22 protein-coding genes, 2 tRNA genes, 3 rRNA genes and 1 pseudogene are annotated in these 26176 nt (G+C 57.2%); 15 read left to right on the top strand and 13 right to left on the bottom strand.

The window, feature by feature from the left end; translation table 11 throughout:
• Positions 1 to 259 precede the first annotated feature (259 nt).
• Positions 260 to 465: pseudogene (locus ACYZTR_RS09390) on the top strand (LysR substrate-binding domain-containing protein); the annotation flags it as partial.
• A 12-nt stretch (positions 466 to 477) separates the two neighbouring features.
• On the opposite strand, the gene mrdA reads toward ACYZTR_RS09390, so the two are convergent.
• From mrdA to ACYZTR_RS09360, 6 genes are all read right to left on the bottom strand, one after another.
• Positions 478 to 2370 (bottom strand): penicillin-binding protein 2, encoded by a 1893-nt coding sequence (gene mrdA, locus ACYZTR_RS09385; protein WP_461978268.1) that lies wholly within the window; start codon positions 2368 to 2370, stop codon positions 478 to 480.
• 281 nt (positions 2371 to 2651) lie between these two features.
• Positions 2652 to 2767 (bottom strand): 5S ribosomal RNA (gene rrf / locus ACYZTR_RS09380).
• Positions 2768 to 2935: 168 nt separating this feature from the next.
• Positions 2936 to 5827: ribosomal RNA gene (locus ACYZTR_RS09375) — 23S ribosomal RNA — on the bottom strand.
• 250 nt (positions 5828 to 6077) lie between these two features.
• Positions 6078 to 6153, bottom strand: a tRNA-Ala gene (locus ACYZTR_RS09370).
• 30 nt (positions 6154 to 6183) lie between these two features.
• Positions 6184 to 6260 (bottom strand) — tRNA-Ile (locus ACYZTR_RS09365).
• A gap of 161 nt (positions 6261 to 6421) precedes the next feature.
• Positions 6422 to 7960, bottom strand: a 16S ribosomal RNA gene (locus ACYZTR_RS09360).
• Together the 16S, 23S and 5S rRNA genes with 2 tRNA genes alongside form the textbook arrangement of a ribosomal RNA operon.
• A 660-nt stretch (positions 7961 to 8620) precedes the next feature.
• On the opposite strand from ACYZTR_RS09360, the gene rhtA reads away from it, so the two are divergent.
• Both rhtA and ACYZTR_RS09350 read left to right on the top strand, forming a co-directional pair.
• Positions 8621 to 9508 carry a threonine/homoserine exporter RhtA gene (gene rhtA, locus ACYZTR_RS09355; RefSeq protein WP_461978266.1) on the top strand — a complete coding sequence of 296 codons (888 nt, stop codon included), beginning with the start codon at positions 8621 to 8623 and terminating at the stop codon, positions 9506 to 9508.
• Between the two features lie 167 nt (positions 9509 to 9675).
• Entirely contained in the window at positions 9676 to 9957 is a 282-nt protein-coding gene (locus ACYZTR_RS09350; protein WP_041069802.1) for a hypothetical protein, read from the top strand.
• Positions 9958 to 9972: 15 nt separating this feature from the next.
• On the opposite strand, the gene ACYZTR_RS09345 is transcribed toward ACYZTR_RS09350, so the two are convergent.
• Positions 9973 to 10533: a TetR/AcrR family transcriptional regulator gene (locus tag ACYZTR_RS09345; protein ID WP_461978264.1), complete on the bottom strand. Its 561-nt coding sequence runs from the start codon at positions 10531 to 10533 to the stop codon at positions 9973 to 9975.
• A gap of 92 nt (positions 10534 to 10625) precedes the next feature.
• Here ACYZTR_RS09345 and ACYZTR_RS09340 point away from each other — a divergent pair, with 92 nt between their 5' ends.
• Both ACYZTR_RS09340 and ACYZTR_RS09335 read left to right on the top strand, forming a co-directional pair.
• Positions 10626 to 11354 carry an SDR family oxidoreductase gene (locus tag ACYZTR_RS09340; protein WP_461978262.1) on the top strand — a complete coding sequence of 243 codons (729 nt, stop codon included), beginning with the start codon at positions 10626 to 10628 and terminating at the stop codon, positions 11352 to 11354.
• A gap of 36 nt (positions 11355 to 11390) precedes the next feature.
• On the top strand, positions 11391 to 11981 hold the full coding sequence (locus ACYZTR_RS09335; RefSeq protein WP_461978260.1) for a 2-hydroxychromene-2-carboxylate isomerase: 591 nt from the start codon (positions 11391 to 11393) through the stop codon (positions 11979 to 11981).
• Between the two features lie 54 nt (positions 11982 to 12035).
• On the opposite strand, the gene ACYZTR_RS09330 is transcribed toward ACYZTR_RS09335, so the two are convergent.
• The 5 genes from ACYZTR_RS09330 to ACYZTR_RS09310 all read right to left on the bottom strand — a co-directional run bounded on the left by ACYZTR_RS09330 (position 12036) and on the right by ACYZTR_RS09310 (position 16836).
• Positions 12036 to 13844: an aminopeptidase P family protein gene (locus ACYZTR_RS09330; RefSeq protein ID WP_461978258.1), complete on the bottom strand. Its 1809-nt coding sequence runs from the start codon at positions 13842 to 13844 to the stop codon at positions 12036 to 12038.
• Between the two features lie 65 nt (positions 13845 to 13909).
• Positions 13910 to 15067: a cysteine desulfurase family protein gene (locus tag ACYZTR_RS09325; protein WP_461978256.1), complete on the bottom strand. Its 1158-nt coding sequence runs from the start codon at positions 15065 to 15067 to the stop codon at positions 13910 to 13912.
• A gap of 203 nt (positions 15068 to 15270) precedes the next feature.
• On the bottom strand, positions 15271 to 15885 hold the full coding sequence (locus tag ACYZTR_RS09320) for a LysE family translocator (RefSeq protein ID WP_461978254.1): 615 nt from the start codon (positions 15883 to 15885) through the stop codon (positions 15271 to 15273).
• Positions 15886 to 15979: 94 nt separating this feature from the next.
• The gene (locus tag ACYZTR_RS09315; RefSeq protein ID WP_461978252.1) at positions 15980 to 16249 is read right to left on the bottom strand and encodes a hypothetical protein; all 270 of its coding nucleotides are present in this window, start codon (positions 16247 to 16249) and stop codon (positions 15980 to 15982) included.
• Between the two features lie 221 nt (positions 16250 to 16470).
• Positions 16471 to 16836 (bottom strand): antibiotic biosynthesis monooxygenase, encoded by a 366-nt coding sequence (locus tag ACYZTR_RS09310; protein WP_461969753.1) that lies wholly within the window; start codon positions 16834 to 16836, stop codon positions 16471 to 16473.
• Between the two features lie 91 nt (positions 16837 to 16927).
• Here ACYZTR_RS09310 and soxR point away from each other — a divergent pair, with 91 nt between their 5' ends.
• Together soxR and ACYZTR_RS09300 are read left to right on the top strand one after the other, a co-directional pair.
• Positions 16928 to 17374: a redox-sensitive transcriptional activator SoxR gene (gene soxR, locus ACYZTR_RS09305; protein WP_461978250.1), complete on the top strand. Its 447-nt coding sequence runs from the start codon at positions 16928 to 16930 to the stop codon at positions 17372 to 17374.
• A gap of 128 nt (positions 17375 to 17502) precedes the next feature.
• Positions 17503 to 17961: a VOC family protein gene (locus tag ACYZTR_RS09300; protein ID WP_461978248.1), complete on the top strand. Its 459-nt coding sequence runs from the start codon at positions 17503 to 17505 to the stop codon at positions 17959 to 17961.
• A 147-nt stretch (positions 17962 to 18108) separates the two neighbouring features.
• On the opposite strand, the gene ACYZTR_RS09295 is transcribed toward ACYZTR_RS09300, so the two are convergent.
• A complete protein-coding gene (locus tag ACYZTR_RS09295; RefSeq protein WP_461978246.1) occupies positions 18109 to 19377 on the bottom strand; it encodes an IS110 family RNA-guided transposase in 1269 nt (422 codons plus the stop codon).
• A 467-nt stretch (positions 19378 to 19844) separates the two neighbouring features.
• Between ACYZTR_RS09295 and ACYZTR_RS09290 the strand changes: the two genes are divergently transcribed.
• The 8 genes from ACYZTR_RS09290 to ACYZTR_RS09255 are packed head-to-tail and all read left to right on the top strand — an operon-like array spanning position 19845 to position 26141.
• Positions 19845 to 21044 (top strand): PepSY-associated TM helix domain-containing protein, encoded by a 1200-nt coding sequence (locus ACYZTR_RS09290; protein WP_461978245.1) that lies wholly within the window; start codon positions 19845 to 19847, stop codon positions 21042 to 21044.
• Positions 21041 to 21583, top strand: coding sequence for a thiamine pyrophosphate-binding protein (locus ACYZTR_RS09285; protein ID WP_461978243.1), 543 nt, complete (start codon positions 21041 to 21043; stop codon positions 21581 to 21583). Before ACYZTR_RS09290 ends, ACYZTR_RS09285 begins: the two co-directional genes overlap by 4 nt.
• Positions 21580 to 21909, top strand: coding sequence for a hypothetical protein (locus ACYZTR_RS09280; RefSeq protein ID WP_461969743.1), 330 nt, complete (start codon positions 21580 to 21582; stop codon positions 21907 to 21909). The genes ACYZTR_RS09285 and ACYZTR_RS09280 overlap by 4 nt, the downstream gene beginning before the upstream one ends.
• Complete coding sequence (locus tag ACYZTR_RS09275; protein ID WP_461978241.1) at positions 21906 to 22478, top strand: DUF6162 family protein; 573 nt, start codon at positions 21906 to 21908, stop codon at positions 22476 to 22478. Before ACYZTR_RS09280 ends, ACYZTR_RS09275 begins: the two co-directional genes overlap by 4 nt.
• 35 nt (positions 22479 to 22513) lie before the next feature.
• Positions 22514 to 23443 (top strand): metal ABC transporter substrate-binding protein, encoded by a 930-nt coding sequence (locus ACYZTR_RS09270; protein ID WP_461978239.1) that lies wholly within the window; start codon positions 22514 to 22516, stop codon positions 23441 to 23443.
• Complete coding sequence (locus ACYZTR_RS09265; protein ID WP_461978237.1) at positions 23440 to 24318, top strand: metal ABC transporter ATP-binding protein; 879 nt, start codon at positions 23440 to 23442, stop codon at positions 24316 to 24318. The genes ACYZTR_RS09270 and ACYZTR_RS09265 overlap by 4 nt, the downstream gene beginning before the upstream one ends.
• Entirely contained in the window at positions 24318 to 25217 is a 900-nt protein-coding gene (locus tag ACYZTR_RS09260; protein WP_461978235.1) for a metal ABC transporter permease, read from the top strand. The genes ACYZTR_RS09265 and ACYZTR_RS09260 overlap by 1 nt, the downstream gene beginning before the upstream one ends.
• A complete protein-coding gene (locus ACYZTR_RS09255; protein ID WP_461978233.1) occupies positions 25218 to 26141 on the top strand; it encodes a metal ABC transporter substrate-binding protein in 924 nt (307 codons plus the stop codon).
• Positions 26142 to 26176 lie beyond the last annotated feature (35 nt).

The raw sequence follows: 26176 nt of genomic DNA, 5'->3' as shown, positions 1-26176 counted from the left end.
CCCCTCGCCACAGGTTTTGTGTTCGCAGCACTGTTCCTTAATAGGCAATGCCCGCGCGGGCGAGTACGGCGTTAAGCAGAAGTCGCACGCGGACCTGCTGCTCCATCGCCTCAATGGCTTCGTCGCGGTGATGACGCAGGTCGACGGTGAAATTCACCCTGTTGATTGCCCGTAGCGGGCGACGACTTGATCTGACCGAAACCGGAAAAAGAAGTCCTGCGCATTGCGGCAGATATCTACGGGGATATTTCCCGACTGGGCACAGTTTGGTATTGGTTGTTTACCGGTTCACTTGGTATGCGGGATGTGGAGCAAGGTTTGCTCTGGCGTTTGCCGCTGGAAGAGGGAGTGGTCGATTTCGATATTCAACTGCTGTGGAACCGCGAGCAGAAGATGACTCCGGCAGAAACAGTGTTCCTGGAAAGCTTCCAGCACATGCTCAGTATTCGTGAGCCTGTGCTGTGAAGCCTTTACCGCTTAGACGTGAGGGTCGCCCGGCACTTTGCTCGGTGTAGCGTATTGCGGCTTCAGGTGGCCGTCTTGATCGAGTAACCAGGCATCCATGATCTGCCGCACTACAGGTCCAGCGACTCGACCGCCGGCCTCGCCGTTTTCGATCATCACCGAGATGACAATCTTCGGGTGTTCGGCCGGGGCGAAACCGACGAACAAGGCGTTGTCGCGGTTACGCTCCAAGGTTTTCGCTCGGTTGTAGCGCTCGCCCTGCTTGATCGCCACCACTTGCGCGGTACCACTCTTGCCGGCGATGCGGTATTGAGCCCCCGCCGCTGCCGCCCGGGCAATCCCGCGCGCGTCGTGCATCACCATTTGCATGCCATGGTTGACCTGCCCCCAATCACGCGGGTCTTTCAACAGGATGTTTGGCATCGGGTGCTCATCCACGGGCGCAACACCGTCCACGGTTTTGGCCAGGTGCGGGCGATTCCAGATACCTTTGTTGGCGATCAGCGCAGTAGCCTGGGCGAGCTGCAGCGGTGTGACCTGCATGTAACCCTGGCCGATACCGAGAATCACGGTCTCACCCGGGAACCATGCCTGACGGCGCGTGGCGCGCTTCCAGGCTTGCGACGGCATCAAACCGGCAGACTCTTCGAACATGTCCAGCGAGACCTTCTCGCCGAGGCCGAACATGGCCATGTAGTCATGCAGTCGGTCGATGCCCAGCTTGTGGGCCAGGTCGTAGAAGTAGGTGTCGTTGGAGCGCATGATCGCCGCGTCCATGTCTACCCAGCCGTCGCCGCTGTGGTTCCAGTTTCGGTACTTGTGATCGAAGTCCGGCAATTGGTAGTAACCAGGGTCGAAGACGCGGGTCTGTGGGGTAACGACGCCAGCGTCGAGGCCGGCAATGGCCACTTCCGGCTTGATGGTCGAACCCGGTGCGTAGAGGCCGCGCAGTACGCGGTTGAACAGCGGCCGGTCGATGGAGTCGTGCAGCGCTGCGTATTCCTTGAAGCTGATCCCGGTAACGAACAGGTTTGGGTCGAAGCTTGGCTTGCTGACCATCGCGAGCACTTCGCCGGTCGACGGATCGAGAGCGACCACCGAACCGCGACGATCGCCCAGGGCTTCCTCGGCGGCTTCCTGCAGTTTGACGTCGAGGCTCAGTACGATGTTTTTACCGGGGATCGGATCGGTGTGCTTAAGCACTCGCAGGACCCGGCCCTGAGCGTTGGTTTCGACTTCTTCGTAACCCACTTGGCCGTGCAACTGCGACTCGTAGAATTTTTCGATGCCGGTCTTGCCGATGGATTGAGTGCCACGGTATTCCACCGTGTCCAGGGCTTTGGATTCTTTCTCGTTGATGCGGCCGACGTAGCCAATCGAATGCGCAAAGTGCGCGCCCATCGGGTAGTGGCGAACGAATTGTGGCTCTACCTCGACCCCCGGTAGACGAAACTCGTTGACCGCCAACACGGCGATTTGTTCTTCGCTGAGCTCGTAGAACAAGGTGACCGCCACAAATGGATGCCGGGCCTGCTTCATTGCCTTGTCGAACAGCGTTCGATCTTCTGTCGGCAAGTGCAGGAGGTTGACCACCTCATCCAGTTCTTCTTCGACATCAGAGGCGCGCTCGCGGGTGATGGTCAGGTTGAAGCTGGGTCGGTTATCCGCCAGAACCACACCGTTGCGGTCGTAGATCAGCCCGCGGGTTGGGGTGATCGGCAGGACATGGACGCGGTTGTTTTCGGAGATCGTCGAGTGATAGTCAAATTCGACCACTTGCAGGACATACATGCGCACGACCAGCGCGCAGGTAATGGCGACAACGAAAAGGGCGCAAGCCATCAGTCTTTTGTTGACCAGGCGCGTCTCTTTTTCGTGGTCCTTGATCGGTATCGGTTGGGGCATTTCTGCAGCAGCTCTTTGACTGTAAAGGGGGCGCCGATCCGTAGGCTTGAAATCAGTCCGTTAAAAAACGAGCTGCACCATACCAAAAACCGTGCGGTCACTTTAGTGCGATTTCCTCTAACGGTTGTCCTTGAAAGCTGAATACGTTCTGCCGAAGTTTCACTAACGATGCTGCTGGAACCAAGGATAGCCTATCGACTATCCCGATTTCGTCGCGCCACTTTCCCGCGGACAAAACAAAACCCCTACCTGCATACGCAGATAGGGGTTTCGGAATTTAATCTTGACGATGACCTACTCTCACATGGGGAAACCCCACACTACCATCGGCGATGCATCGTTTCACTGCTGAGTTCGGGATGGGATCAGGTGGTTCCAATGCTCTATGGTCGTCAAGAAATTCGGTAGCCAGGTCGTGGGCCTTTGCAGGTTCACGCTCCAGCGAATGGGTAAGTGATAGATTTGTGTGTTGCATTGCGAATTTTCGACTGTGTCGTCTTCACACACCGCAATCTGGTGCTCTTTCGCTTTTCAGCTCGAAGCCTGCAAATTGCTTGGGTGTTATATGGTCAAGCCTCACGGGCAATTAGTATTGGTTAGCTCAACGCCTCACAGCGCTTACACACCCAACCTATCAACGTCGTAGTCTTCGACGGCCCTTCAGGGGACTCAAGGTCCCAGTGAGATCTCATCTTGAGGCTAGTTTCCCGCTTAGATGCTTTCAGCGGTTATCTATTCCGAACATAGCTACCCGGCAATGCCACTGGCGTGACAACCGGAACACCAGAGGTTCGTCCACTCCGGTCCTCTCGTACTAGGAGCAGCCCCTCTCAAATCTCAAACGTCCACGGCAGATAGGGACCGAACTGTCTCACGACGTTCTAAACCCAGCTCGCGTACCACTTTAAATGGCGAACAGCCATACCCTTGGGACCGGCTTCAGCCCCAGGATGTGATGAGCCGACATCGAGGTGCCAAACACCGCCGTCGATATGAACTCTTGGGCGGTATCAGCCTGTTATCCCCGGAGTACCTTTTATCCGTTGAGCGATGGCCCTTCCATACAGAACCACCGGATCACTAAGACCTACTTTCGTACCTGCTCGACGTGTCTGTCTCGCAGTCAAGCGCGCTTTTGCCTTTATACTCTACGACCGATTTCCGACCGGTCTGAGCGCACCTTCGTACTCCTCCGTTACTCTTTAGGAGGAGACCGCCCCAGTCAAACTACCCACCATACACTGTCCTCGATCCGGATAACGGACCTGAGTTAGAACCTCAAAGTTGCCAGGGTGGTATTTCAAGGTTGGCTCCACGCGAACTGGCGTCCACGCTTCAAAGCCTCCCACCTATCCTACACAAGCAAATTCAAAGTCCAGTGCAAAGCTATAGTAAAGGTTCACGGGGTCTTTCCGTCTAGCCGCGGATACACTGCATCTTCACAGCGATTTCAATTTCACTGAGTCTCGGGTGGAGACAGCGCCGCCATCGTTACGCCATTCGTGCAGGTCGGAACTTACCCGACAAGGAATTTCGCTACCTTAGGACCGTTATAGTTACGGCCGCCGTTTACCGGGGCTTCGATCAAGAGCTTCGCGTTAGCTAACCCCATCAATTAACCTTCCGGCACCGGGCAGGCGTCACACCCTATACGTCCACTTTCGTGTTTGCAGAGTGCTGTGTTTTTAATAAACAGTCGCAGCGGCCTGGTATCTTCGACCGGCATGGGCTTACGCAGTAAATGCTTCACCCTCACCGGCGCACCTTCTCCCGAAGTTACGGTGCCATTTTGCCTAGTTCCTTCACCCGAGTTCTCTCAAGCGCCTTGGTATTCTCTACCCAACCACCTGTGTCGGTTTGGGGTACGGTTCCTGGTTACCTGAAGCTTAGAAGCTTTTCTTGGAAGCATGGCATCAACCACTTCGTCACCCAAAGGGTAACTCGTCATCAGCTCTCGGCCTTAAGATCCCGGATTTACCTAAGATCTCAGCCTACCACCTTAAACTTGGACAACCAACGCCAAGCTGGCCTAGCCTTCTCCGTCCCTCCATCGCAATAACCAGAAGTACAGGAATATTAACCTGTTTTCCATCGACTACGCTTTTCAGCCTCGCCTTAGGGACCGACTAACCCTGCGTCGATTAACGTTGCGCAGGAAACCTTGGTCTTTCGGCGTGGGTGTTTTTCACACCCATTGTCGTTACTCATGTCAGCATTCGCACTTCTGATACCTCCAGCAAGCTTCTCAACTCACCTTCACAGGCTTACAGAACGCTCCTCTACCGCATCACCTAAGTGATACCCGTAGCTTCGGTGTATGGTTTGAGCCCCGTTACATCTTCCGCGCAGGCCGACTCGACTAGTGAGCTATTACGCTTTCTTTAAAGGGTGGCTGCTTCTAAGCCAACCTCCTAGCTGTCTAAGCCTTCCCACATCGTTTCCCACTTAACCATAACTTTGGGACCTTAGCTGACGGTCTGGGTTGTTTCCCTTTTCACGACGGACGTTAGCACCCGCCGTGTGTCTCCCATGCTCGGCACTTGTAGGTATTCGGAGTTTGCATCGGTTTGGTAAGTCGGGATGACCCCCTAGCCGAAACAGTGCTCTACCCCCTACAGTGATACATGAGGCGCTACCTAAATAGCTTTCGAGGAGAACCAGCTATCTCCGAGCTTGATTAGCCTTTCACTCCGATCCACAGGTCATCCGCTAACTTTTCAACGGTAGTCGGTTCGGTCCTCCAGTTAGTGTTACCCAACCTTCAACCTGCCCATGGATAGATCGCCCGGTTTCGGGTCTATTCCCAGCGACTAGACGCCCTATTAAGACTCGCTTTCGCTACGCCTCCCCTATTCGGTTAAGCTCGCCACTGAAAATAAGTCGCTGACCCATTATACAAAAGGTACGCAGTCACCCAACAAAGTGGGCTCCCACTGCTTGTACGCATACGGTTTCAGGATCTATTTCACTCCCCTCTCCGGGGTTCTTTTCGCCTTTCCCTCACGGTACTAGTTCACTATCGGTCAGTCAGTAGTATTTAGCCTTGGAGGATGGTCCCCCCATATTCAGACAAAGTTTCTCGTGCTCCGTCCTACTCGATTTCATGACTAAGAGATTTTCGCGTACAGGGCTATCACCCACTATGGCCGTACTTTCCAGAACGTTCCGCTAATCTCAAAGCCACTTAAGGGCTAGTCCCCGTTCGCTCGCCACTACTAAGGGAATCTCGGTTGATTTCTTTTCCTCAGGGTACTTAGATGTTTCAGTTCCCCTGGTTCGCCTCTTAAGCCTATGTATTCAGCTTAAGATAACCATCTTATGATGGCTGGGTTCCCCCATTCAGACATCTCCGGATCAAAGTCTGTTTGCCGACTCCCCGAAGCTTTTCGCAGGCTACCACGTCTTTCATCGCCTCTGACTGCCAAGGCATCCACCGTATGCGCTTCTTCACTTGACCATATAACCCCAAGCAATCTGGTTATACTGTGAAGACGACATTCGCCGAAAATTCGCATTCTTACTCATTAAGAGCAACTCACAAATTTTACCTTAGCCTGTAACAACACCAGTGAAAGTGTTGCCCAGTCTATCTTTCTATCACATACCCAAATTTTTAAAGAACGATCTAGCCAAAGACTAGAAATCAACATTCACCATCGTCACGATGGAATGCTCATTTCTAAGCTTTCAACAACAGAAGCAGTTAGTGGTGGAGCCAAACGGGATCGAACCGTTGACCTCCTGCGTGCAAGGCAGGCGCTCTCCCAGCTGAGCTATGGCCCCGTATTTCTACAGGCGTTTCCCACACAAAATTGGTGGGTCTGGGCAGATTCGAACTGCCGACCTCACCCTTATCAGGGGTGCGCTCTAACCAACTGAGCTACAGACCCAATTTCGAGCTATAAGGCCGACCTCACCCCGCTCTCTACCACCGAGCATCGGGTGCGCTCTAACCAACCAAGCTACAACCCCTTAGGGCTGCTTCTTATCGTCTTCTTCAATGAATCAAGCAATTCGTGTGGGAACTTATGGAGCAGCTGATGTCGTCGATTAAGGAGGTGATCCAGCCGCAGGTTCCCCTACGGCTACCTTGTTACGACTTCACCCCAGTCATGAATCACACCGTGGTAACCGTCCTCCCGAAGGTTAGACTAGCTACTTCTGGTGCAACCCACTCCCATGGTGTGACGGGCGGTGTGTACAAGGCCCGGGAACGTATTCACCGCGACATTCTGATTCGCGATTACTAGCGATTCCGACTTCACGCAGTCGAGTTGCAGACTGCGATCCGGACTACGATCGGTTTTCTGGGATTAGCTCCACCTCGCGGCTTGGCAACCCTCTGTACCGACCATTGTAGCACGTGTGTAGCCCAGGCCGTAAGGGCCATGATGACTTGACGTCATCCCCACCTTCCTCCGGTTTGTCACCGGCAGTCTCCTTAGAGTGCCCACCATCACGTGCTGGTAACTAAGGACAAGGGTTGCGCTCGTTACGGGACTTAACCCAACATCTCACGACACGAGCTGACGACAGCCATGCAGCACCTGTCTCAATGTTCCCGAAGGCACTCCGCTATCTCTAGCAGATTCATTGGATGTCAAGGCCTGGTAAGGTTCTTCGCGTTGCTTCGAATTAAACCACATGCTCCACCGCTTGTGCGGGCCCCCGTCAATTCATTTGAGTTTTAACCTTGCGGCCGTACTCCCCAGGCGGTCAACTTAATGCGTTAGCTGCGCCACTAAGAGCTCAAGGCTCCCAACGGCTAGTTGACATCGTTTACGGCGTGGACTACCAGGGTATCTAATCCTGTTTGCTCCCCACGCTTTCGCACCTCAGTGTCAGTATCAGTCCAGGTGGTCGCCTTCGCCACTGGTGTTCCTTCCTATATCTACGCATTTCACCGCTACACAGGAAATTCCACCACCCTCTACCATACTCTAGCTCGACAGTTTTGAATGCAGTTCCCAGGTTGAGCCCGGGGATTTCACATCCAACTTAACGAACCACCTACGCGCGCTTTACGCCCAGTAATTCCGATTAACGCTTGCACCCTCTGTATTACCGCGGCTGCTGGCACAGAGTTAGCCGGTGCTTATTCTGTCGGTAACGTCAAAACACTTACGTATTAGGTAAATGCCCTTCCTCCCAACTTAAAGTGCTTTACAATCCGAAGACCTTCTTCACACACGCGGCATGGCTGGATCAGGCTTTCGCCCATTGTCCAATATTCCCCACTGCTGCCTCCCGTAGGAGTCTGGACCGTGTCTCAGTTCCAGTGTGACTGATCATCCTCTCAGACCAGTTACGGATCGTCGCCTTGGTGAGCCATTACCTCACCAACTAGCTAATCCGACCTAGGCTCATCTGATAGCGCAAGGCCCGAAGGTCCCCTGCTTTCTCCCGTAGGACGTATGCGGTATTAGCGTCCGTTTCCGAGCGTTATCCCCCACTACCAGGCAGATTCCTAGGCATTACTCACCCGTCCGCCGCTCGCCACCAGGTACAAGTACCCGTGCTGCCGCTCGACTTGCATGTGTTAGGCCTGCCGCCAGCGTTCAATCTGAGCCATGATCAAACTCTTCAGTTCAAACATCTTTGGGTTTTTAAGAAACCCTAAACTTGGCTCAGCAATCGTTGGTTACATCTTTGATTTCTCGCGGAGTAACTTGTGATGCTGATAATCTTGTTGACTATCAGTCTGACTCCACAAGCACCCACACGAATTGCTTGATTCAGTTGTTAAAGAGCGGTTGGTTAAGATCTTTCGTCTCAACCGAGGCGCGAATTCTACAGCAGCCTCTGTTACTGTCAAGCGGTTATTTTAAGAAGTTTTCAAAGTTTCCTCTGCAACTTCAACCACTTGCGCTTTCGATCTCTCGTTAGCGGGAGGCGAATTCTACAGCGTTACTCGCTGCTGTCAACACCTCTTTTACACCGCTTTCGACCGAGAAGATCGAACCGTTAAAAGAGCCAAACAACCCCGCTCTTTCAACTCCTTCTGGGCTTCGATGAACTGAAGCAACTCGCTGTCGAAAACTGCGTAACTCTTTGTTTACCAAGGAGTTTTCCGTTTCGACTGCGCCGGAAGTGGGGCGAATTATAGACGTCCAGAATCTGCCGTCAACACCTAATTACGCTTTTCTATAAGGATGTTCAAAATCGCTGCTATATATAGACGCGCCCGCAATGAATGCGCAGTATATTGCCCAACAACACTCGCGCTTTCTACTTCGGACGATGCCACGCAATGAAAGACCAGCCCCGCAGCTTTGCCTCGACTCTGTTTTCGGTTGGCCTGCTATTGATAGCCATGGCATCGATCCAGTCGGGAGCCTCCCTTGCTAAAAGTATGTTCCCCATTATCGGCGCGCAAGGGACCACCACCCTGCGACTGATCTTCGCCAGCGTGATCATGATGCTGATACTGCGCCCCTGGCGCGCGAAGCTCACCGCAAAATCCCTACGCACCGTCATCGTCTACGGGATGGCGTTAGGCGGCATGAATTTCCTCTTCTATATGTCGTTGCAAACCGTTCCCCTGGGGATCGCGGTTGCACTGGAATTCACCGGCCCACTGGCGGTGGCCATCTTTGCGTCACGTCGCGCGATCGACTTTTTGTGGATCGCCCTGGCCTCCATCGGTTTACTGCTGTTAATACCTACGGGAGAAACGACCGCAGGAATCGATCTGGTAGGCGCCGGTTATGCATTGGCCGCAGGTGTCTGCTGGGCGCTGTACATTCTGTTCGGCCAAAAGGCCGGCGCCGACAATGGCGTGCAGACCGCAGCATTGGGAGTGATGATTGCGGCACTTTTTGTAGCCCCTATCGGCATCGTCCACGCTGGCGCGGCGCTGCTCACTCCCTCACTGATCCCCGTGGCCATCGCTATCGCCATTCTGTCCACCGCCGTGCCCTATACGCTGGAGATGATCGCCCTCACCCGAATCCCAACCCGGACCTTCGGCACGTTGATGAGCATTGAACCTGCGTTCGGCGCACTGTCAGGCCTGTTGTTTCTCCATGAGTACCTCTCACTGTCACAATGGATGGCCATCATGTGCATCATTCTGGCGTCCATAGGCGCAACCATGACGATGGGGAGTGCGGCAAAGCCTGCGGTCGTTGCAGATTGAGACAGGATTTGACGAGGGCCTGGTATTTGCCGCGCAATTAGGCCATGTTTAGGCCCGTAACCCAGTGTCAGACATGGATTTTTCAGATAGGGATATCAGAACGCTTCAAGTGAAAGCGAATGCAGCCAGACCCGGGCGCAAAGATCCGGGACGCTATAAGGACAGCAATGAAACGAATTTTGATACTGATCGCCGTACTTGCGGTTGCGGGCTGCGCGGCGACATCGAAAACCCAGGTAAAACACGGCAAGAAAGGGCTGCATATCAACTGTTCCGGACTCTCGTCATCCTGGGACAAGTGCTACACCAGCGCAGCCAACTCGTGCGCACCCAAAGGTTACAAGGTCATCGCCAAATCAGGGGACGCCGTGGAGGAACCAGGCGACTACCCGTTCGGCCTCAACCCTGCCGGCTATACCAGCCGCAGCATGATTGTCATCTGCAAATAGGTTGATACCGCCTTGTCAGGTTCGTGGACCTGCAATCTGGCGGCCAATCTCATCGTAACTGGACTTCAGCACCGCGCGCTGAATGTCTGGAGTGGCCAGCATCCGTGCCACGACCAACGCACCAATACATTGCGACAGAATCGCCCATGCCAGGCTGTCGCTTTCCAGAACTCGCGCCCAACTCTCCTGAAGCCGACAAATCCAGCTCTCCGCCTGCTGACGAATCATCACGTCTGAGCGGGCAATCTCAGCCCCCAATGCCGGCAAAGCACAACCGGATTCCGGGTGCTCGACATGGGCCATGCTTAGGTAGTGTTTCAGGCAGCGCTCGAGCTTGTCACGATTCTGGTCCGCCCCTAAACGCTCCAGGCTTTGGCACAGCTCACGCTCGACGATTGAGGCGAACAGTTCATCCTTTGAAGAAAAGTGGCTGTAGAAAGCCCCGCCACTCAAGCCGATCGCCTTCATCAAACCGTCGACACCCACCGTTGAAAAACCTGACTTCTTGGCCGACACCGCACTGCTTTCAAGTAGTTTCTCTTTGGTTTCCAGTTTGTGATTGGTCGAGTAACGCATTGCCTTGCCCTCAGGATTGATCGCCTTGACGCCTGCCGAATCGTAGCATAACGTTCGTTTAGTTAACGATCGTTTAGCGAAGGGATCTACCCATGAATAACAAAAAGGTCGTACTGGTTGTAGGCGCAGGGGATGCCACAGGCGGAGCCATTGCAAAACGCTTTGCGCAGGAAGGATTTGTGGCTTGTGTCACCCGCCGCAGCGCGGACAAACTCCAGCCGCTGGTGGATGCCATCAACGCCGATGGCGGCGAAGCCCACGGTTTTGCCTGTGATGCGCGCAAGGAAGAGGACGTGATTGCGTTGGTCGAGCAGATCGAAAGCCAGATTGGCCCAATCGAAGCGTTCGTTTTCAACATTGGCGCCAATGTGCCTTGCAGCATTCTCGAAGAAACCGCGCGCAAATATTTCAAGATCTGGGAAATGGCCTGCTTCTCAGGTTTTCTCAACGCTCGTGAAGTGGCCAAGCGCATGGCCAAGCGCCAACGCGGCACTATCTTGTTCACCGGTGCCACCGCAGGCATGCGTGGAGCAGCAGGGTTTGCGGCTTTTGCCGGCGCCAAGCACGGGATTCGCGCCCTGGCGCAAAGCATGGCTCGAGAACTGGGGCCAATGAACATTCACGTCGCCCACGTCGTAGTCGACGGTGCCATCGATACCGATTTTATCCGCGAGAGTTTCCCCGAGAAGTACGCGACCAAGGACCAGGACGGCATTCTCAATCCTGAGCACATCGCCGAGAACTATTGGTACCTGCACAGCCAGCCCCGTGACGCATGGACCTTCGAGCTGGACCTGCGTCCCTGGAACGAACGTTGGTAAACCCACCCCTAAAATAATAAGCAGAGCGCATCGACCATGAGCAAAACCGTGGAGTTCTATTTCGACCTCGGCAGCCCCGCCACCTACCTGGCTTATACCCAACTGCCGAAGATCTGCGAGCAGACCGACAGCCAGCTGATCTACAAGCCGATGTTGCTGGGCGGAGTCTTCAAAGCCACCGGAAACGCGTCTCCGGCAACCATCCCGGCCAAGGGCCGGTACATGTTTCAGGACCTGGATCGCTATGCAAAGCGCTACGGCGTGCCGCTGAAGTTCAATCCGCACTTTCCTATCAACACCTTGATGCTGATGCGCGCCATCACCGGCATGCAGTTACGCCATCCCGAACGCTTTCAGGCGTTCATCGATTGCCTGTTTCACGCCCTTTGGGTTGAAGGCCGCGACCTTGTTGATCCGGCGACTGTCGCGACAGTTCTGACACAGAACGGTTTCGATCCAAATGAGGTGCTGGCCCTGACTGCTGATGAGGAAGTCAAAGCCACTCTCAAGGACAACACAGAGACAGCCGTGCAACGAGGCGTATTTGGTGCCCCGAGCATGTTTGTCGATAATCAGCTGTTCTTCGGTCAGGATCGCCTGGACTTCGTCATTGAAGCCCTGAGTTAAAACTCGACGACCACATGAGCCAGGCGCTCTATGAAGCGCCTGCACTCCAACCGATCAAATAGCCGCAGTGCGGGTGTTCAACCACGCAAGGGCTGCACCGTCGAGCAAAGGGCTCAAGCGCTGACGCACCTCGGCGTGGTAGGCGTTGAACCACTGTTTTTCGTCATCCGTCAGCAGCGACGGCTCCAGGCAGCGAGTGTCGATTGGGCACAAAGTCAGGGTTTCAAACTTCAGGAACTCACCGAACTCACTTGTGCCCGCCTCGCGGTTCAACACCAGGTTCTCGATCCGCACACCCCAGCGTCCCGGACGGTAAGTGCCCGGCTCGATGGAGGTAATCATGCCCGGCTGCATTGCAGTTTGTGGCGCGGCGGCGGCTTGGTAGGCGATGACCTGCGGGCCCTCGTGCACGTTGAGGAAGTAGCCGACGCCATGACCGGTGCCATGACCGTAATCCACGCTTTCAGCCCAGATTGGCGCGCGGGCAATGGAGTCCAGCAACGGCGACAGAATGCCTTTCGGGAATTGCGCACGGGACAGCGCAATCACGCCTTTGAGCACCCGCGTGCAATCGCGCTTCTGCTCATCGGTCGGCGTACCGACCGGCACCATCCGAGTGATATCGGTGGTGCCGCCCAGGTACTGGCCGCCGGAGTCGATCAACAACAGACCATCGCCTTCGATCACCGCGTGTTCTTCTTCGGTGGCGTGGTAGTGCGGCATCGCGCCATTGGCGTTGAATGCGGCAATGGTGTTGAAGCTCAGCGATACATATCCCGGACGTCGGGTACGCGCCGCCGTCAGGTGTTCGTCGATGGTCAATTCGGTGATGCGCTCACGACCCAACGCCGTGTCCAGCCAGGTGAAGAACTCGCATAGCGCCGCGCCGTCCTGCTCCATGGCCTGACGAATGTGCTCGGCATCGGCCAGGCTTTTTTGCGATTTGGCCAACGTCGTCGGGTTCAGGCCTTCGACCAGCTTCACGCCGCTATCCAGGTTATCCAGCAAGCCGGCGGTGACGCGCGCCGGATCGACTTGCAGACTTGCCCCGCTCGGTACGGCGCGCAAGGCGGCGGCCACTTCGCTGTAGTCGCGCAGGGTTACGCCGTCCTGTTCAAGGACTGCGCGCAGCTCGGCATCGACTTTGCTCAGCGCCACGAACAGGGTTGCCTGCTGCTGGCTGATCAAGGCGAAAGAGACAAACACCGGATTGAACGACACGTCGCCGCCGCGCAAGTTGAACAGCCAGGCGATGTCATCGAGGGTGGCGATGAAATGCCAGTCGGCACCGCGATCTTTTAAAACCTCACGCAGCTTGGCCAGTTTCTCGCCGCGGCTGACAGTCGCCTGAGGCGGCAGGTGTTGATAGATCGGTTCAGTCGGCAGCGTCGGACGGTCGCTCCAGACTCCGCTCAACAAGTCGATGTCGGTTCGCAGACGTGCGCCGCGTTCTTTGAGCTTGCCGCCCAACGTACGCGCCGATGCCACGGCCATCACTGCACCATCTACCGCGACGACGCCGCCTTCAGGTATTTGCTCTGCCAGCCAGTCCAGCGGACCGGGTTGACCCGGTTGCAGCTTGACCAGTTCGATACCGCTGCCCTTGAGTTCCTTGGTCGCTTGTTCCCAATAACGGCTGTCGGCCCAGACACCGGCAAAGTCCGGCGTAACAATCAGCGTGCCGACCGAGCCATGGAACCCCGACAACCATTGCCGTCCTTGCCAGTAACCCGGCAGGTATTCCGAAAGATGCGGGTCGGCCGACGGCACCAGCAGAGCGTGAATGCCCTCCCGGCTCATCAGTTCGCGGGTTTGCGCCAGGCGTTGGGGCACCGATCCATTGATCGAAGGCTGCGTACTCATCGTGTCTCCTGCAAATCACTTCATCATTATTGTTGAGTGCCGATCAACGCCGGCACTTCCAGACCTTATTGCCAGAATGCCGGAGCACTGGCGCAGGCCGCTTGAATCAGGTGTACCGCTTGGTCGATGTCCTGCTCGGTAGTGAACCGGCCGAGACTCAAGCGAATGGTGCGACTCGCCGAGCGGGCGTCATGCCCCAGGGCCAGCAGCACATGGGAGGGAGCATTGCTGGCGGAGTTGCAGGCCGAGGTCGCGGAAAACGCAATCGAATGGCTCAGCGCCGCAGCGTTGAACTCGCCTTCGTTGAAGGTCAGGCTCAGGGTATGGGGAATGCGTTGGGTCGGGCTGCCATTGAGCCGAACCCCGGGAATGCTCAGCAGGTGCTCAAGCAAGCGTTCACGCAGATGCACAATTGTGGCCTTCTCTTCATCGAACGAGGCCGCCGCCAACGCAAAGGCCACACCCATGGCGGCGATCTGGTGAGTCGCCAGGGTGCCGGAACGCAAACCGCCCTCGTGACCACCGCCGTGGATCTGCGCTTGCAAGCGCTGTTGCGCGCGAGGCCCGACATACAACGCGCCGATGCCTTTGGGGCCATAGAGTTTGTGGGCGGAAAACGACATCAGATCCACCGGCCAATCGGCCAGATCGATCGCCACTTTGCCCGCACCCTGGGCCGCGTCGACATGGAACAACGCATCGCGATCACGCACTACCTGACCAATGGCCGGGATGTCGTTGAGGGTGCCAAGCTCGTTGTTGACCAGCATCAGCGACACCAGAAAGGTGTCTTCGCGCATCGCTTCGCTGACCGCTTGCGGGGTAATCAAACCCTCGGCGTCAGGCACCAGATAAGTCACCGCAACACCGGCGTCCTGCAACTGCTTCGCCGTGTCGAGAATCGCTTTGTGTTCGATCTGGCTGGTGATGATGTGGCCGCCAGAAACGCCGCGGGCCTGGGCCACGCCCTTGAGGGCAAGGTTGTTCGATTCGGTGGCGCCGGAGGTCCAGACGATCTGTTGCGCCTGGGCGCCGACCAGTTCGGCGACCTGGCGCCGCGCCTGTTCGACCGATTGCCGGGCCTGTTGCCCGAACGCATGGGAGCTGGACGCCGGATTGCCGAAATTGCCGGTAAAACCCAGACACTCGACCATCACCTTGATGACTCGCTCATCCACCGGCGTGGTGGCGGCGTAGTCGAAATACAACGGACGTTTATTCATAGAAGACTCGCAGAGCGTGTTCCGGGATCAGGAAGCTCGTCACTGAAACGTCAAACGCAGCCTCGTGAGCTGCGCCCATCGTTCAGAGCGTTAGAAATACCTGATCGGAGGCCGTTAAAGAAGAACAACTTCATTTAAAAGTGCGTAGGAACACTCCTGAAGTCGAGCTTAACAGGCATCGGGCAACCGGTTGAAGCAATGCGTCAGTCAACGCTTTCGAGCAACAACGGATACAGCGAAGCCACCAGCAGCAAGGCCATGCCACAGTTGAACAGCCGCAACCAGCGGCGATCCTTCAGCACGTTGCGCAACAACGTGCCGCAACCTGCCCAGACACCGACGCTCGGCAGGTTGATCAAGGCGAACACTGCCGCAATCACAATCACGTTGGTGAAGTAGCCCTGCATTGGCGTGTAGGTGCTGATGGCACCGATGGCCATGATCCAGGCCTTGGGGTTGACCCACTGAAACGCTGCGGCGCCCAAATAGCTGATCGGTTTACTCTCGCCCTTTTCACTCTCAGAAACCGGTCCTGAATGGACGATTTTCCACGCCAGATACAACAAATACGCCGCGCCGACGTAACGCAGAACGCTGTAGAGCAAAGGATAGGTTTGAAACACTGCGCCCAAGCCGAAACCTACCGCCACCACGAGCACGAAGAAGCCACAGGTGATACCAAGCATGTGGGGGATGGTGCGGTGAAAGCCGAAGTTCACACCCGATGCCAGCAACATTGTGTTGTTGGGGCCGGGAGTAATCGAGGTGACAAGCGCAAACAGGGCGAAGCCCAGCAGCAAATCGAGCGAGAGCGTCATGGCAGCGATCCATCAGGTCAGTCAGGTGTTGACCCTATCGCACGCCTTGAGGGAAACCCATGGACAGTTACGTAAAACTTCGACCCGTACAGTTTCAGCTAGGACGTCCGTGAAGCTGTAAAGCACGTTCAGCGTTCATTTCGCCTTGCTTGTCGAAACTGAACGATTTCTGCGGTTGGCCGAGCAATTCGGCTTTCTTCGCGTGGTACTCCTCGAAAGACAGACCGCGACGATTCAAGTCCTCAAGTGCCAGTTCCTTGGTTTCTTCAGCGGTGTACGGCCGTAATTCCGGGGAAACATGGCTGGCACATCCGGCGAGAACGGAGACTGCAAGCAGCAAGAAAGTGGCGATTAGAGGTTTCATGGTTGGCGTCCTGGCAACTGGGTTCTGGGCAATGAACACAGGCTACGCCGGGCATCCGATCAGCAGAAATCAACGCTCTCGATAGTGGCTATCGACTTTAGCTAACGCCGCACAGGCAAACCATTTTGTAGTCCAAAATTATCTATAAATTGGCGAGCTGGCGGCGAACAAGCGCCGCCCATGGAAAACCTCCAGGGCGAGCGCGTCATGCAGCTGTCGATCTAACCCACCAGATTGCAATGCAGCGCGTTGTCGTGGCTGCGTTCCAGGCTGTGCAGCACCTGGAACGAGCCGAAGGTCACGGTTTTTGCCTGATGGGCGCGGATCAGCTGCCAGAAATCCTGCTCGCCGCTTTCAAAGCTTTGAAACGCGGCTTCTCCCGCCTCTCGTGTTTGCCATTGCAGGTAGTTGAGCACTCGCCGGCCATCGTCGCTGGCCTGGATGCTGGCGCTCAGAAACCCTATGAAGTCCTGAGCCAGACGCTCGGTCTGCTTCGACAGCGCCGACACCAGCGCGGGCTGTTGATGGGGTTCGATCTCGAATTCGATCAATTGGGTGAAGCTGCGATTTTTCTCTGACGCTTGCATGAATAGTCCCACTCACCTGTAAGCCGGATCTTGCGATCCGAAGGCCTGCAGGGTAAAACCTCGAGTTAACTTGAGGTCAAGGGGCATTTTTATGATCACCTCGGAAAATCTACATAAAGAACTCACCGTCGGCCAAGTGGCTGCGCGCAGCGGCGTCGCGGTCACGGCGCTGCACTTTTACGAGTCCAAGGGTTTGATCAAAAGCAATCGCAATCAAGGCAACCAGCGGCGTTATCCACGGGAAGTGTTGCGGCGGGTGGCGTTGATCAAAGTAGCTCAGCGATTGGGCATTCCACTGGCGGAGATTGGTGAGGCATTGAAATCGTTGCCGGACAACCGGGCGCCGACGGCGGCGGACTGGAAGGTGTTGTCGGCGCAATGGAGTCGGGATCTGGATGAGCGGATCAATCAGCTCGTGCTGCTGCGGGACCGGCTTAATGGCTGCATTGGGTGTGGATGTCTATCGATGGAGGCGTGTCCGTTGCGTAATTTTGGCGATGTACTTGGGGAGCATGGGCCCGGGGCGCAGCTGCTTTAATGATAACTGAACAGTGATTACTGCTCGTCGGGGGTTCGGTCGAGCGAAAAACGCTGACCTATAGTTAGTCGACCGGAAATCGGCGAAGGAACACCTTTTCACTCACGACAAGAACAGGGAGAACCATCATGAGCGTCAAACCTATTCCCGAGGGTTATCACAGCATCACCCCCTATCTGGGCATTGAAAAAGCGGCGGAAGCCATCGATTTCTACAAGAAAGCCTTTGGCGCCACCGAAGTCATGCGCCTGTCCATGCCCGATGGCGGCATCGGCCATGCCGAACTGCGCATCGGCGATTGCCCGATCATGCTCGGCACGCCTTGCAATCAGGGCCCTTTGAGCAATCCGGACACGTCGCCGTCCGTGGGCCTGCACCTGTATGTGAACGATGTGGACACGTCTTATAAACAGGCGATTGCCGCCGGTGGCACGGTGGTGTCCGAGGTCAAGGATCAGTTTTATGGCGACCGCTCGGGGACCTTGAAGGATCCCTATGGACATCTGTGGTTTCTGGCCACGCGCAAGGAAGATCTGACGCAGGAGCAGATTGAGCAGCGGGCGAAGGAGATGTTCAGCCAAGGTTAACCACCACATTTGTGGCGTGTTGGATCGACACAACACCGCGACCTCTAGTGAATAAAAAACCTGTGGGAGCGGGCTTGCTCGCGAAGGCTTAGGCACATCCAGCAGTGATGTGACTGACAGACCGCTTTCACGCCCTGAGCCTTTCCGTCAACGCGGTTTTGCTGTGTCCAGCTCGCTGGTCAACGGTGAGCCGTGCCGAAGCAAGGTCTGTAAATAAACGTTTTCGTCGTACACGGTGCTGCTCTTCCAGCACCGATAAACGATCCGGATCCACTTGAACGCCAGGGCCCTGAGGGCTGCTTGGTAAGAGCTGCCTTTGGCCCTTTGCTGGCGATAATACGCCTCTGCCCACACCGATTGATTGATGCTGTGGGCAGCCCATTCAACAAAGGTCTGGCGCAAAAAAGTTGCGCATTGATAGCGCCAGTGGACGACTTTTTTCTTGCCACTGCGTTCGGTGACCGGGGCAATCCCGGCATATCGCTGCACCGCACTGGCATCCTTGAAGCGATCACGCTGCTCACCAAAGGCGACCATCAACCGTGGGGCAAGCTGCTGTCCCGCGCCGGGCAAGGCCTTGAAGAGTCGATAGTCGGCCAGGGTGTTGGCAGTTTTTTCGATCTCCCGATCAAAATCTTTGATCGCCGTGATGACCCCTTTCAGTTGCGAGACCAGGGCCAGCACATACAGCGCTGAAGGACTGACCACGCCTGGATCTTCAGTCAACGGCATGGCTTTGGCGATCAATGCCAAACGCCGCTGATTGAGCTCAGCATGGCGAACATTATGCGCGTGAAGGAACTTCAAAACGCTGGCTGGCCGAGCGTGCTTAAGCACTTCAAATGTCGACCAGCGCGCCAAAAACTCACAGAAAACCAGCGTGTCATGGTCATGAAACAGCTCAAGAGCCAACGGGTAATACTGTTTGAGCATGCAGACCAGACGATTGCTGATCTTGACCCGGTCATCGACCAACCCGCGGCGATGTTCGGTCAGGCTGGCGAGCGAACGCATGGCGGAGCTTTGCTGGACCAGTTGAGGAAACCGTTCGGGATGATTCAGCAACAGCTCAAGCGCCCATTGAGCATCCGTTGGATCATCCTTGGCGCCACTGGGGACGAAGGTTTTACGGTGCCGGGCCAAGGTGCTCGGATTGATCGGAAAGATACAAAAAAACTCATATTTTTGCAGAGCCGCTATCAGTGGGCCTTTGTTCAACTCCACGGCGATCGCGATCGGGCCACCGTAACGTTGATGCAGCGACCTGGCCCAGCGATCAATCGACTCGGGCTCGTGGTCGATGACCTCGAAACTGCGCTGAGCCTCTCCAGCTATCTGCAAACAGATGTCGTGCTTGGCGTCTGCCCAATCAATTCCGATATAAGCAGTGAAACTCTGAGACAGGAGCGTTTGCATGGAACACCTCAACAGGCGCTAAAGTACATGCAGGGACATGCATGCTTGCGTCCAGCGAAGGCGATATAGAGAGCCGTGTCGGGCTTTCCCTGAGAATTCGTTAGAGGGCGCAAGCGCACCTGTGGACTCGAAGGTGAAAGCGTAATCATCGAGTGCTGCGCGAGCATATTCGTAGCCCGCAGGTGCATGTTCCTTCCTCGCCGACAACCGACTTCCAGCGAATATCAGTATGGAAGAGAAAGGAACGGACTACCTATATCGCGAGCAGGCTCGCTCCCACAGGGTTATGTGCACAAAGGAACACGAAACATTTTCTTTCACATCCCCGTTCGGGATTTCCGATGCTCATCCGTCTTATTTAGATGCAGTAGGCCCGCGTAGGCAAAAGCCACGGCCTGGCCTTTCATGGACCTCATCGCTAGGAAGCTCTTAGCGGCGGCCCTCTCATCGAAACAAGACCTTTAATCATGTCGAAGAAATCCCGTTCAAAACTCTGGTTTCTGGTCCATAGCTGGCTGGCGCTGCCGATCTGGTTTTTCGTGCTGATCGTCTGTGTGACCGGCACCCTGGCGGTGGTCAGTCAGGAAATCGTCTGGCTGGCCAACCCGCAAATGCGCGCCAGCCAACCCTCGGACGATGCACCGCTGCTCAGCTATGACCAGATCATCGCCGCCATCAAGAAGGCTGAGCCCAACACCCTGGTCGAGGCCATCAGTCGGCCCGACGAATCGCACTTCGCCCTCGACGTAGACGTCAGCTACCCCGACGGTCGCTCCGTGACGGTTTACGTCAATCCCTACAGCGGCGTCATTCAGGGCACTGCCCCGCCGTTCAATTTCAAGGCATTTACCCGCGCACTGCATGGCTGGTGGCTGGTGCCGTTTACCAATGGCTACAGCTGGGGCTGGTACCTGGTGTCGTTCCTGAGCTTGCCGCTGCTGGCTTCGTTGGTCACCGGGCTGGTGGTCTACAAGCGCTTCTGGAAAGGTTTCTTCCGCCCGACTTTGCGCATTCGTCACGGCGCGCGGATTTTCTGGGGCGACGTTCATCGCCTCAGCGGCATCTGGTCGATCTGGTTCATCGCGGTAATTTCCGTCACCAGCACCTGGTTCCTGATTCAAGCATTCATGTTCGATAACCAGATTTCGATTTCCACCGCACCAGTGGCTGCCGTGGTTCCGCGTGACAGTGTCCCGCTGACAGCCGACGGTTCGCCTGCGCCGATGATCAGTCTGGAGACGGCCATTCGCGAAGCCAAGGAACGTATTCCCGGCCTGGAAGACAGCTTCGTCAGCCTGCCCGCCAATGCCTATAGCTACCTCTCGGTGGGTGGACGCAGTTGGTATCCGCTGATGTTCCAGACGGCCGACATCAACCCGTATACCGGCGACATCGCCGCCACTCGCTTGTTGTCGAACCGCTCCGGCCTGGAGTGGGTGACCGAATCCATGCGTCCGCTGCACACCGGCGATTTCGGCGGCATCTGGATCAAACTGATCTGGTTCTTCTTCGGCCTGATCCTCAGCATGATGGTCCTCAGCGGCCTGTTGATCTGGACCAAGCGCACCGCCCTGGCCACGGCCAACGCCCTCAAGCGCAGCCATAAACGCCCACGCAGTCAGACCGCTGCGGCCTTCCGCGGTGAAACCACGGAGATCAGCCAATGAGCCTGTTCGCTGCGGAAAAACCGGGGTCGAAACTGAGTCGTTTCTGGCACAAATGGCGCTTCCATATCAACGTCCTGCTGTTGCTGGTGCCGCTCGGGTTCATGCCCAAATACTTCGCCGACGCGGCGCTGTTTCGTGGTGACACCGGTTTGGGTGAGCGGGAAATCGGCGAGGTTCAGGTGGGTCCCTGGAGCCTGCAACTGGCCGAGTTGCGTAACGAAGCGCCGACGCTCGATGGCCCGGCCGGCTACATGAAGAACTTCAACGCGGCGCTGTGCGACCGCTGTCGCGACCAGATCAAGGCCACTTACCTGCGCATTGGTAAACCACGCAGCCTGCGCGCGGCCGGGGTGATTTTCTTCGGCACGCCGTATCGCATGGGCGCGATGCTGCCGATCCCCGAGAAGACCAAAGCCGACGCCGAGCTGTGGATCACCATGGAAGGCTGGGATGGCGCGATGCATCAAGCGTCGATCCCCCTGAGCCAGGCATCCCCGGCCACCCTCGCCTGGCTGAACCAACAAGGAGGCAAACCATGATCAACGTTATACGTCCTCTCAGCGCCGTGCTGCTGGTGCTGTGCGCCGGTTTCAGCGCTAGCGCCCTGGCCCACAACCCGATGTGCGAATGCAAAGCCATCGACGCCGAGCAGATCAAATGCACCGGCGGTTTCTCCGACGGCAGCGGCGCGCCGGGCGTGACCCTGGACGTGATCGGCTACGACGAAACCATCCTGGTGCCCGGCAAGCTCGGTGCCGATTCCACCCTGACCTTCAATAAGCCCGGCGCCGAGTTCTACGTGCTGTTCGACGCAGGTCCTGGTCACGTCGTTGAGATCGACCAAGCGGACATCGAAGCCCCATGAGTACGCCAACCACCCACGTCGTTCGCCCGGCCGGTGCCGGCCATGAAACCCTCTATGTGTTGCTGTTGTGCCTGATGATCCTGGCGGTTGCCGGCTCGGTGGTCGCCTGGCGCGGTGAGTCTCTGGAAGTCAGCAGCGTAGGCAGCCATCAACTGGATGCCCGCCGTGACTTGAGCGCGTCCGAGCAAGGCATCTACGCCGACCTGCGGGTGACGCTCGACGAAATTCACCTGCTGCGTCGGGAGCAGCAGGCGCTCCCCGCCCCCGCAGCCCTTGCCGATGAAGGTTTTGCGCCGTTCGCCCAGGACGCCAGTTCCGTCAGCCGCGGCGCTCATGCCTGGCAATTGCTCGACGCCAAGGCTTACTTCGGCCAGAGCCAGACGCCCACCGTGGCGGGTTCGTTTTTGATGCGCTTGACCGCTGACGACGATGCGCCGGACGTCTGGCTCAACCGCGGCAACGCCCTCACTGCCCCGACCGAGCTCACTGACGCCGCGCTCGAAAGCGCCGGCTGGCAGCAGATCGTCGCGCAATTCGATGCCGGCGTGACCCGCCAGCACCGGCACTGAACCCTCGCCTTCACCCGAGAGAAGACCGCTTTCCCATGCCTATTTCATCTCAACGCCGTCCGCTTTTGCGCCTGCTGCTGATCGGCCTGTTTGTCTGTCTGCTGACACCCATGGCCCATGCTGACGAGGCCAAGCGCCTGCGCATCGGCATCACCCTGCACCCTTATTACAGCTACGTGGCGAACATCGTCGGTGACAAGGCCGAGGTGGTACCGCTGATTCCGGCCGGTTTCAACCCGCATGCCTACGAGCCGCGCGCCGAAGACATCAAGCGCATCAGCGGGCTGGACGTGATCGTGCTCAACGGTGTCGGCCATGACGACTTCGCCGACCGCATGATCGCCGCCAGCGAAACACCGAACGTTCCGGTGATCGAAGCCAACGAAAACGTGCCGCTTTTGGCTGCCACCGGCACGGCTGCTGGCGGCGCCGGCAAGGTCGTAAACCCGCACACGTTCCTGTCGATCAGCGCCTCGATTGCCCAGGTCAACAACATCGCCCGGGAACTGGGCAAGCTCGACCCGGCTAACGCCAAGACCTACACCCAGAACGCCCGCGCCTACGGTAAACGCCTGCGGCAGATGCGCGCCGATGCCCTGGCGAAACTGACCCAGGCGCCGAACGCCGAACTGCGAGTGGCCACTGTCCACGCGGCGTACGACTATTTGCTGCGCGAGTTTGGCCTGGAAGTGACCGCTGTGGTCGAACCGGCCCACGGCATCGAACCGAGCCCGAGCCAGCTGAAAAAGACCATCGATCAACTGCGGGAGCTGGACGTGAAGGTGATCTTCTCGGAGATGGATTTCCCGTCCACCTACGTCGAGACCATCCAGCGTGAATCCGGGGTGAAGCTGTATCCGCTGTCGCACATTTCCTATGGCGAATACACCGCCGACAAGTACGAAAAGGAAATGACCGGCAACCTCAACACCGTGGTCCGGGCGATTCAGGAGTCCGGCCAATGACCGCTAAAGAAACCATCAGCGCACAAAACCCCACCCCAACTGACACCGAATCCCCTGTGGGAGCGAGCTTGCTCGCGAAGGCGTCCGGCCAGTCAACATCATCGCTAAATGACACACCGCAATCGCGAGCAAGTCGAATCGTCGCACCGTCGCTCCCACAGGTTTCGGGGCCAACCCTCGATTTTGAGGAGGTCAGCCTGACGCTGGGCCGCACGACAATCCTCGACAATGTCACGTTCCAGGTCCAGCCCGGCAGCGTGCATGCGCTGGTCGGCCCCAACGGTGGCGGCAAAAGCTCGCTGATCAAGACCCTGCTCGGGCAGATGCCGCATCAGGGTCGTCTGAGCCTGCAATGGCCCGGCACGCCGGGGACCATCGGCTACGTGCCTCAAGCCCTGGAATTCGATCGGGGCTTGCCGATGACCGTCGATGATTTCATGGCGGCCATGTGTCAGCGCCGTCCGGCGTTCCTCGGCTTGAGCAAACACTACGCCGCCGCTATTGGCGAAGCCCTGGAACGGGTCGGCATGGAGGACAAACGCAAGCGGCGCATGGGCGCGTTGTCTGGTGGTGAACGGCAACGAGTATTGCTGGCTCAGGGTCTGATTCCGGCGCCGCAGTTGCTGGTGCTCGACGAACCGATGTCGGCGCTCGATGAGGCCGGCATTCAAATGTTCGAACAGCTGCTCGGCGACTGGCGCCAGAGCGGGATCACCGTGCTGTGGATCGAACATGATCTGGAAGCGGTTGGACGGTTGGCGGATCGCGTCACCGGGCTCAATCGCCGGGTGCTGTTCGATACCACGCCGAAACAGGCACTGACGCCGGAGCGATTGCTGACGCTGTTTTCGACCCATCCACGGAGCGCGGCCTGATGAGTTACGAAGCCTTTCGTTTGATGGTTCAGGGCTGGGCCTCGTCGGGTTACCTGCCCGAGGCGTTGGCCTACGGATTTGTGGTCAACGCGCTGCTCGCCGGCTTGCTGATCGGCCCGGTACTGGGTGGATTGGGCACGTTGGTGGTGGTCAAGCGGTTCGCGTTTTTCTCCGAAGCGGTGGGCCATGCGGCACTGACCGGCGTGGCCATCGGCATTCTGCTGGGCGAGCCTTACACCGGGCCTTACGGCAGCCTGTTCGGCTACTGTTTGCTGTTTGGCATCTTGCTGAATTACCTGCGCAATCGCACGGGGTTGGCGCCAGATACGCTGATCGGTGTGTTCCTGTCGGTGTCGTTGGCATTGGGCGCCAGTCTGCTGCTGATTCTGGCGGGCAAGATCAACGTACACATCCTTGAAAACGTGCTGTTCGGTTCGGTGCTGACGGTGAACGGCAATGACCTGTTGGTGTTGGCCATCGTCGGTTCGCTGGTCATGGCGCTGGCCTTGCCGCTGTACAACCGCATCATGCTGGTCAGTTTCAACCCGCAACTGGCGGCGGTTCGCGGTGTGGCGGTGAAGACTCTGGATTACCTGTTCGTGATTCTGGTGACGTTGATCACCGTGGCGGCGGTGAAAGTCATCGGCGCGATTCTGGTCGGCGCACTGTTGGTGATTCCAGCGGCGGCGGCGCGTTTGCTCAGCCAGTCGCTCAAGGGGTTTTTCTGGTGCTCGGTGCTGATCGCCACGGTCAGTACGCTGTGTGGGATCCTTGCGCCGATTGTGTTCGACCTGCCTATCCCGTCCGGCGCCGCGATCATTCTGGTGGCCGGCATCGCCTTCGCTCTCGCCGCCATTGCCCGTGGCGTCGTCCCAAGCCTGAAAGGGAATCTCGGATAAATGTCTTTTTCTCTGCGTCAACTGACCCTGGCATTGACCTTCACATTGCCCCTGTGTGGGCTGGTCAATACATCCATAGCGGCTGACAGCGCCAAACCGCTGCGTGTATTGGCCTCCTTGCCGATCACTTACGGTCTGGGCGAAGTCTTGCTCAAAGGCACCGACGTCAACCTTGAACGTGCCGCACCGGCCAACCTGCCTGGCAGCCGTCAGACCGCGTACTTCACAGGTCGTGGCGCTCCGGCGCTGGCCAAACTGGCGACCGATGCCGATGCGGTGATCGGCCTGCGCTCGCTGTGGGCGGATGACCCGCTGTACCCGATCTCGCGGCGCAGCAACATCCGTATCGTTGAGGTCGACGCCGCGCGCCCGGTGGATGGCGCCCTGCCCGGCATCGCCGTGCAACCTGGCAACAAAGTCGACGGGTTGAACAGTCAGCCATGGTTTTCCAGTAACAACATGGGGCGGATGGCGGACGTGATGGCGGCGGACCTGGTGCGTCTGGCGCCCGAGGCCAAGCCGACAATCGAGGCCAACCTGGCGGCGCTTAAACAGCGCTTGCTCACGTTCAGCGCCGACAGCGAAGCGCGGCTGACCAGTGCCGACAACCTCAGTGTGATGAGCCTGAGCGATCACTTTGGCTATCTGATTGGCAGCCTCAACCTAGAGCTGATCGGCCTCGACGCACGGCCGGATACCGAGTGGACACCTGAAGCGCTCAAGCAATTGGGCGCGACGCTCAAGGACAATGACGTGGCGGTGGTGTTGCACCACCGACAGCCGTCGGATGCGCTGAAAGCGGTGATTGCCGAAGCGGGTAGCCGGTTGGTGGTGTTGAGTGTGGACGCGGCGGATCCGGTGGCCGAGCTGGAAGGGAATGTGGATTTGGTGATCACGGGATTGAGCGGTAAGCCCGCGACCTAAGATGATCGTTCCCACGCTCTGCGTGGTAATGCAGC

The organism is Pseudomonas sp. Hz4 (genome assembly GCF_054898165.1).
This window is presented reverse-complemented; position numbering and strand designations above follow the sequence as displayed.

Excerpts from the sequence above, each read along its gene's own strand:
- mrdA (WP_461978268.1), bottom strand. The coding sequence starts at position 2,370 with ATGCCCCAACCGATACCGATCAAGGACCACGAAAAAGAGACGCGCCTG.
- rhtA (WP_461978266.1), top strand. The coding sequence starts at position 8,621 with ATGAAAGACCAGCCCCGCAGCTTTGCCTCGACTCTGTTTTCGGTTGGC.
- ACYZTR_RS09350 (WP_041069802.1), top strand. The coding sequence starts at position 9,676 with ATGAAACGAATTTTGATACTGATCGCCGTACTTGCGGTTGCGGGCTGC.
- ACYZTR_RS09345 (WP_461978264.1), bottom strand. The coding sequence starts at position 10,533 with ATGCGTTACTCGACCAATCACAAACTGGAAACCAAAGAGAAACTACTT.
- ACYZTR_RS09340 (WP_461978262.1), top strand. The coding sequence starts at position 10,626 with ATGAATAACAAAAAGGTCGTACTGGTTGTAGGCGCAGGGGATGCCACA.
- ACYZTR_RS09335 (WP_461978260.1), top strand. The coding sequence starts at position 11,391 with ATGAGCAAAACCGTGGAGTTCTATTTCGACCTCGGCAGCCCCGCCACC.
- ACYZTR_RS09330 (WP_461978258.1), bottom strand. The coding sequence starts at position 13,844 with ATGAGTACGCAGCCTTCGATCAATGGATCGGTGCCCCAACGCCTGGCG.
- ACYZTR_RS09325 (WP_461978256.1), bottom strand. The coding sequence starts at position 15,067 with ATGAATAAACGTCCGTTGTATTTCGACTACGCCGCCACCACGCCGGTG.
- ACYZTR_RS09320 (WP_461978254.1), bottom strand. The coding sequence starts at position 15,885 with ATGACGCTCTCGCTCGATTTGCTGCTGGGCTTCGCCCTGTTTGCGCTT.
- ACYZTR_RS09315 (WP_461978252.1), bottom strand. The coding sequence starts at position 16,249 with ATGAAACCTCTAATCGCCACTTTCTTGCTGCTTGCAGTCTCCGTTCTC.
- ACYZTR_RS09310 (WP_461969753.1), bottom strand. The coding sequence starts at position 16,836 with ATGCAAGCGTCAGAGAAAAATCGCAGCTTCACCCAATTGATCGAATTC.
- soxR (WP_461978250.1), top strand. The coding sequence starts at position 16,928 with ATGATCACCTCGGAAAATCTACATAAAGAACTCACCGTCGGCCAAGTG.
- ACYZTR_RS09300 (WP_461978248.1), top strand. The coding sequence starts at position 17,503 with ATGAGCGTCAAACCTATTCCCGAGGGTTATCACAGCATCACCCCCTAT.
- ACYZTR_RS09295 (WP_461978246.1), bottom strand. The coding sequence starts at position 19,377 with ATGCAAACGCTCCTGTCTCAGAGTTTCACTGCTTATATCGGAATTGAT.
- ACYZTR_RS09290 (WP_461978245.1), top strand. The coding sequence starts at position 19,845 with ATGTCGAAGAAATCCCGTTCAAAACTCTGGTTTCTGGTCCATAGCTGG.
- ACYZTR_RS09285 (WP_461978243.1), top strand. The coding sequence starts at position 21,041 with ATGAGCCTGTTCGCTGCGGAAAAACCGGGGTCGAAACTGAGTCGTTTC.
- ACYZTR_RS09280 (WP_461969743.1), top strand. The coding sequence starts at position 21,580 with ATGATCAACGTTATACGTCCTCTCAGCGCCGTGCTGCTGGTGCTGTGC.
- ACYZTR_RS09275 (WP_461978241.1), top strand. The coding sequence starts at position 21,906 with ATGAGTACGCCAACCACCCACGTCGTTCGCCCGGCCGGTGCCGGCCAT.
- ACYZTR_RS09270 (WP_461978239.1), top strand. The coding sequence starts at position 22,514 with ATGCCTATTTCATCTCAACGCCGTCCGCTTTTGCGCCTGCTGCTGATC.
- ACYZTR_RS09265 (WP_461978237.1), top strand. The coding sequence starts at position 23,440 with ATGACCGCTAAAGAAACCATCAGCGCACAAAACCCCACCCCAACTGAC.
- ACYZTR_RS09260 (WP_461978235.1), top strand. The coding sequence starts at position 24,318 with ATGAGTTACGAAGCCTTTCGTTTGATGGTTCAGGGCTGGGCCTCGTCG.
- ACYZTR_RS09255 (WP_461978233.1), top strand. The coding sequence starts at position 25,218 with ATGTCTTTTTCTCTGCGTCAACTGACCCTGGCATTGACCTTCACATTG.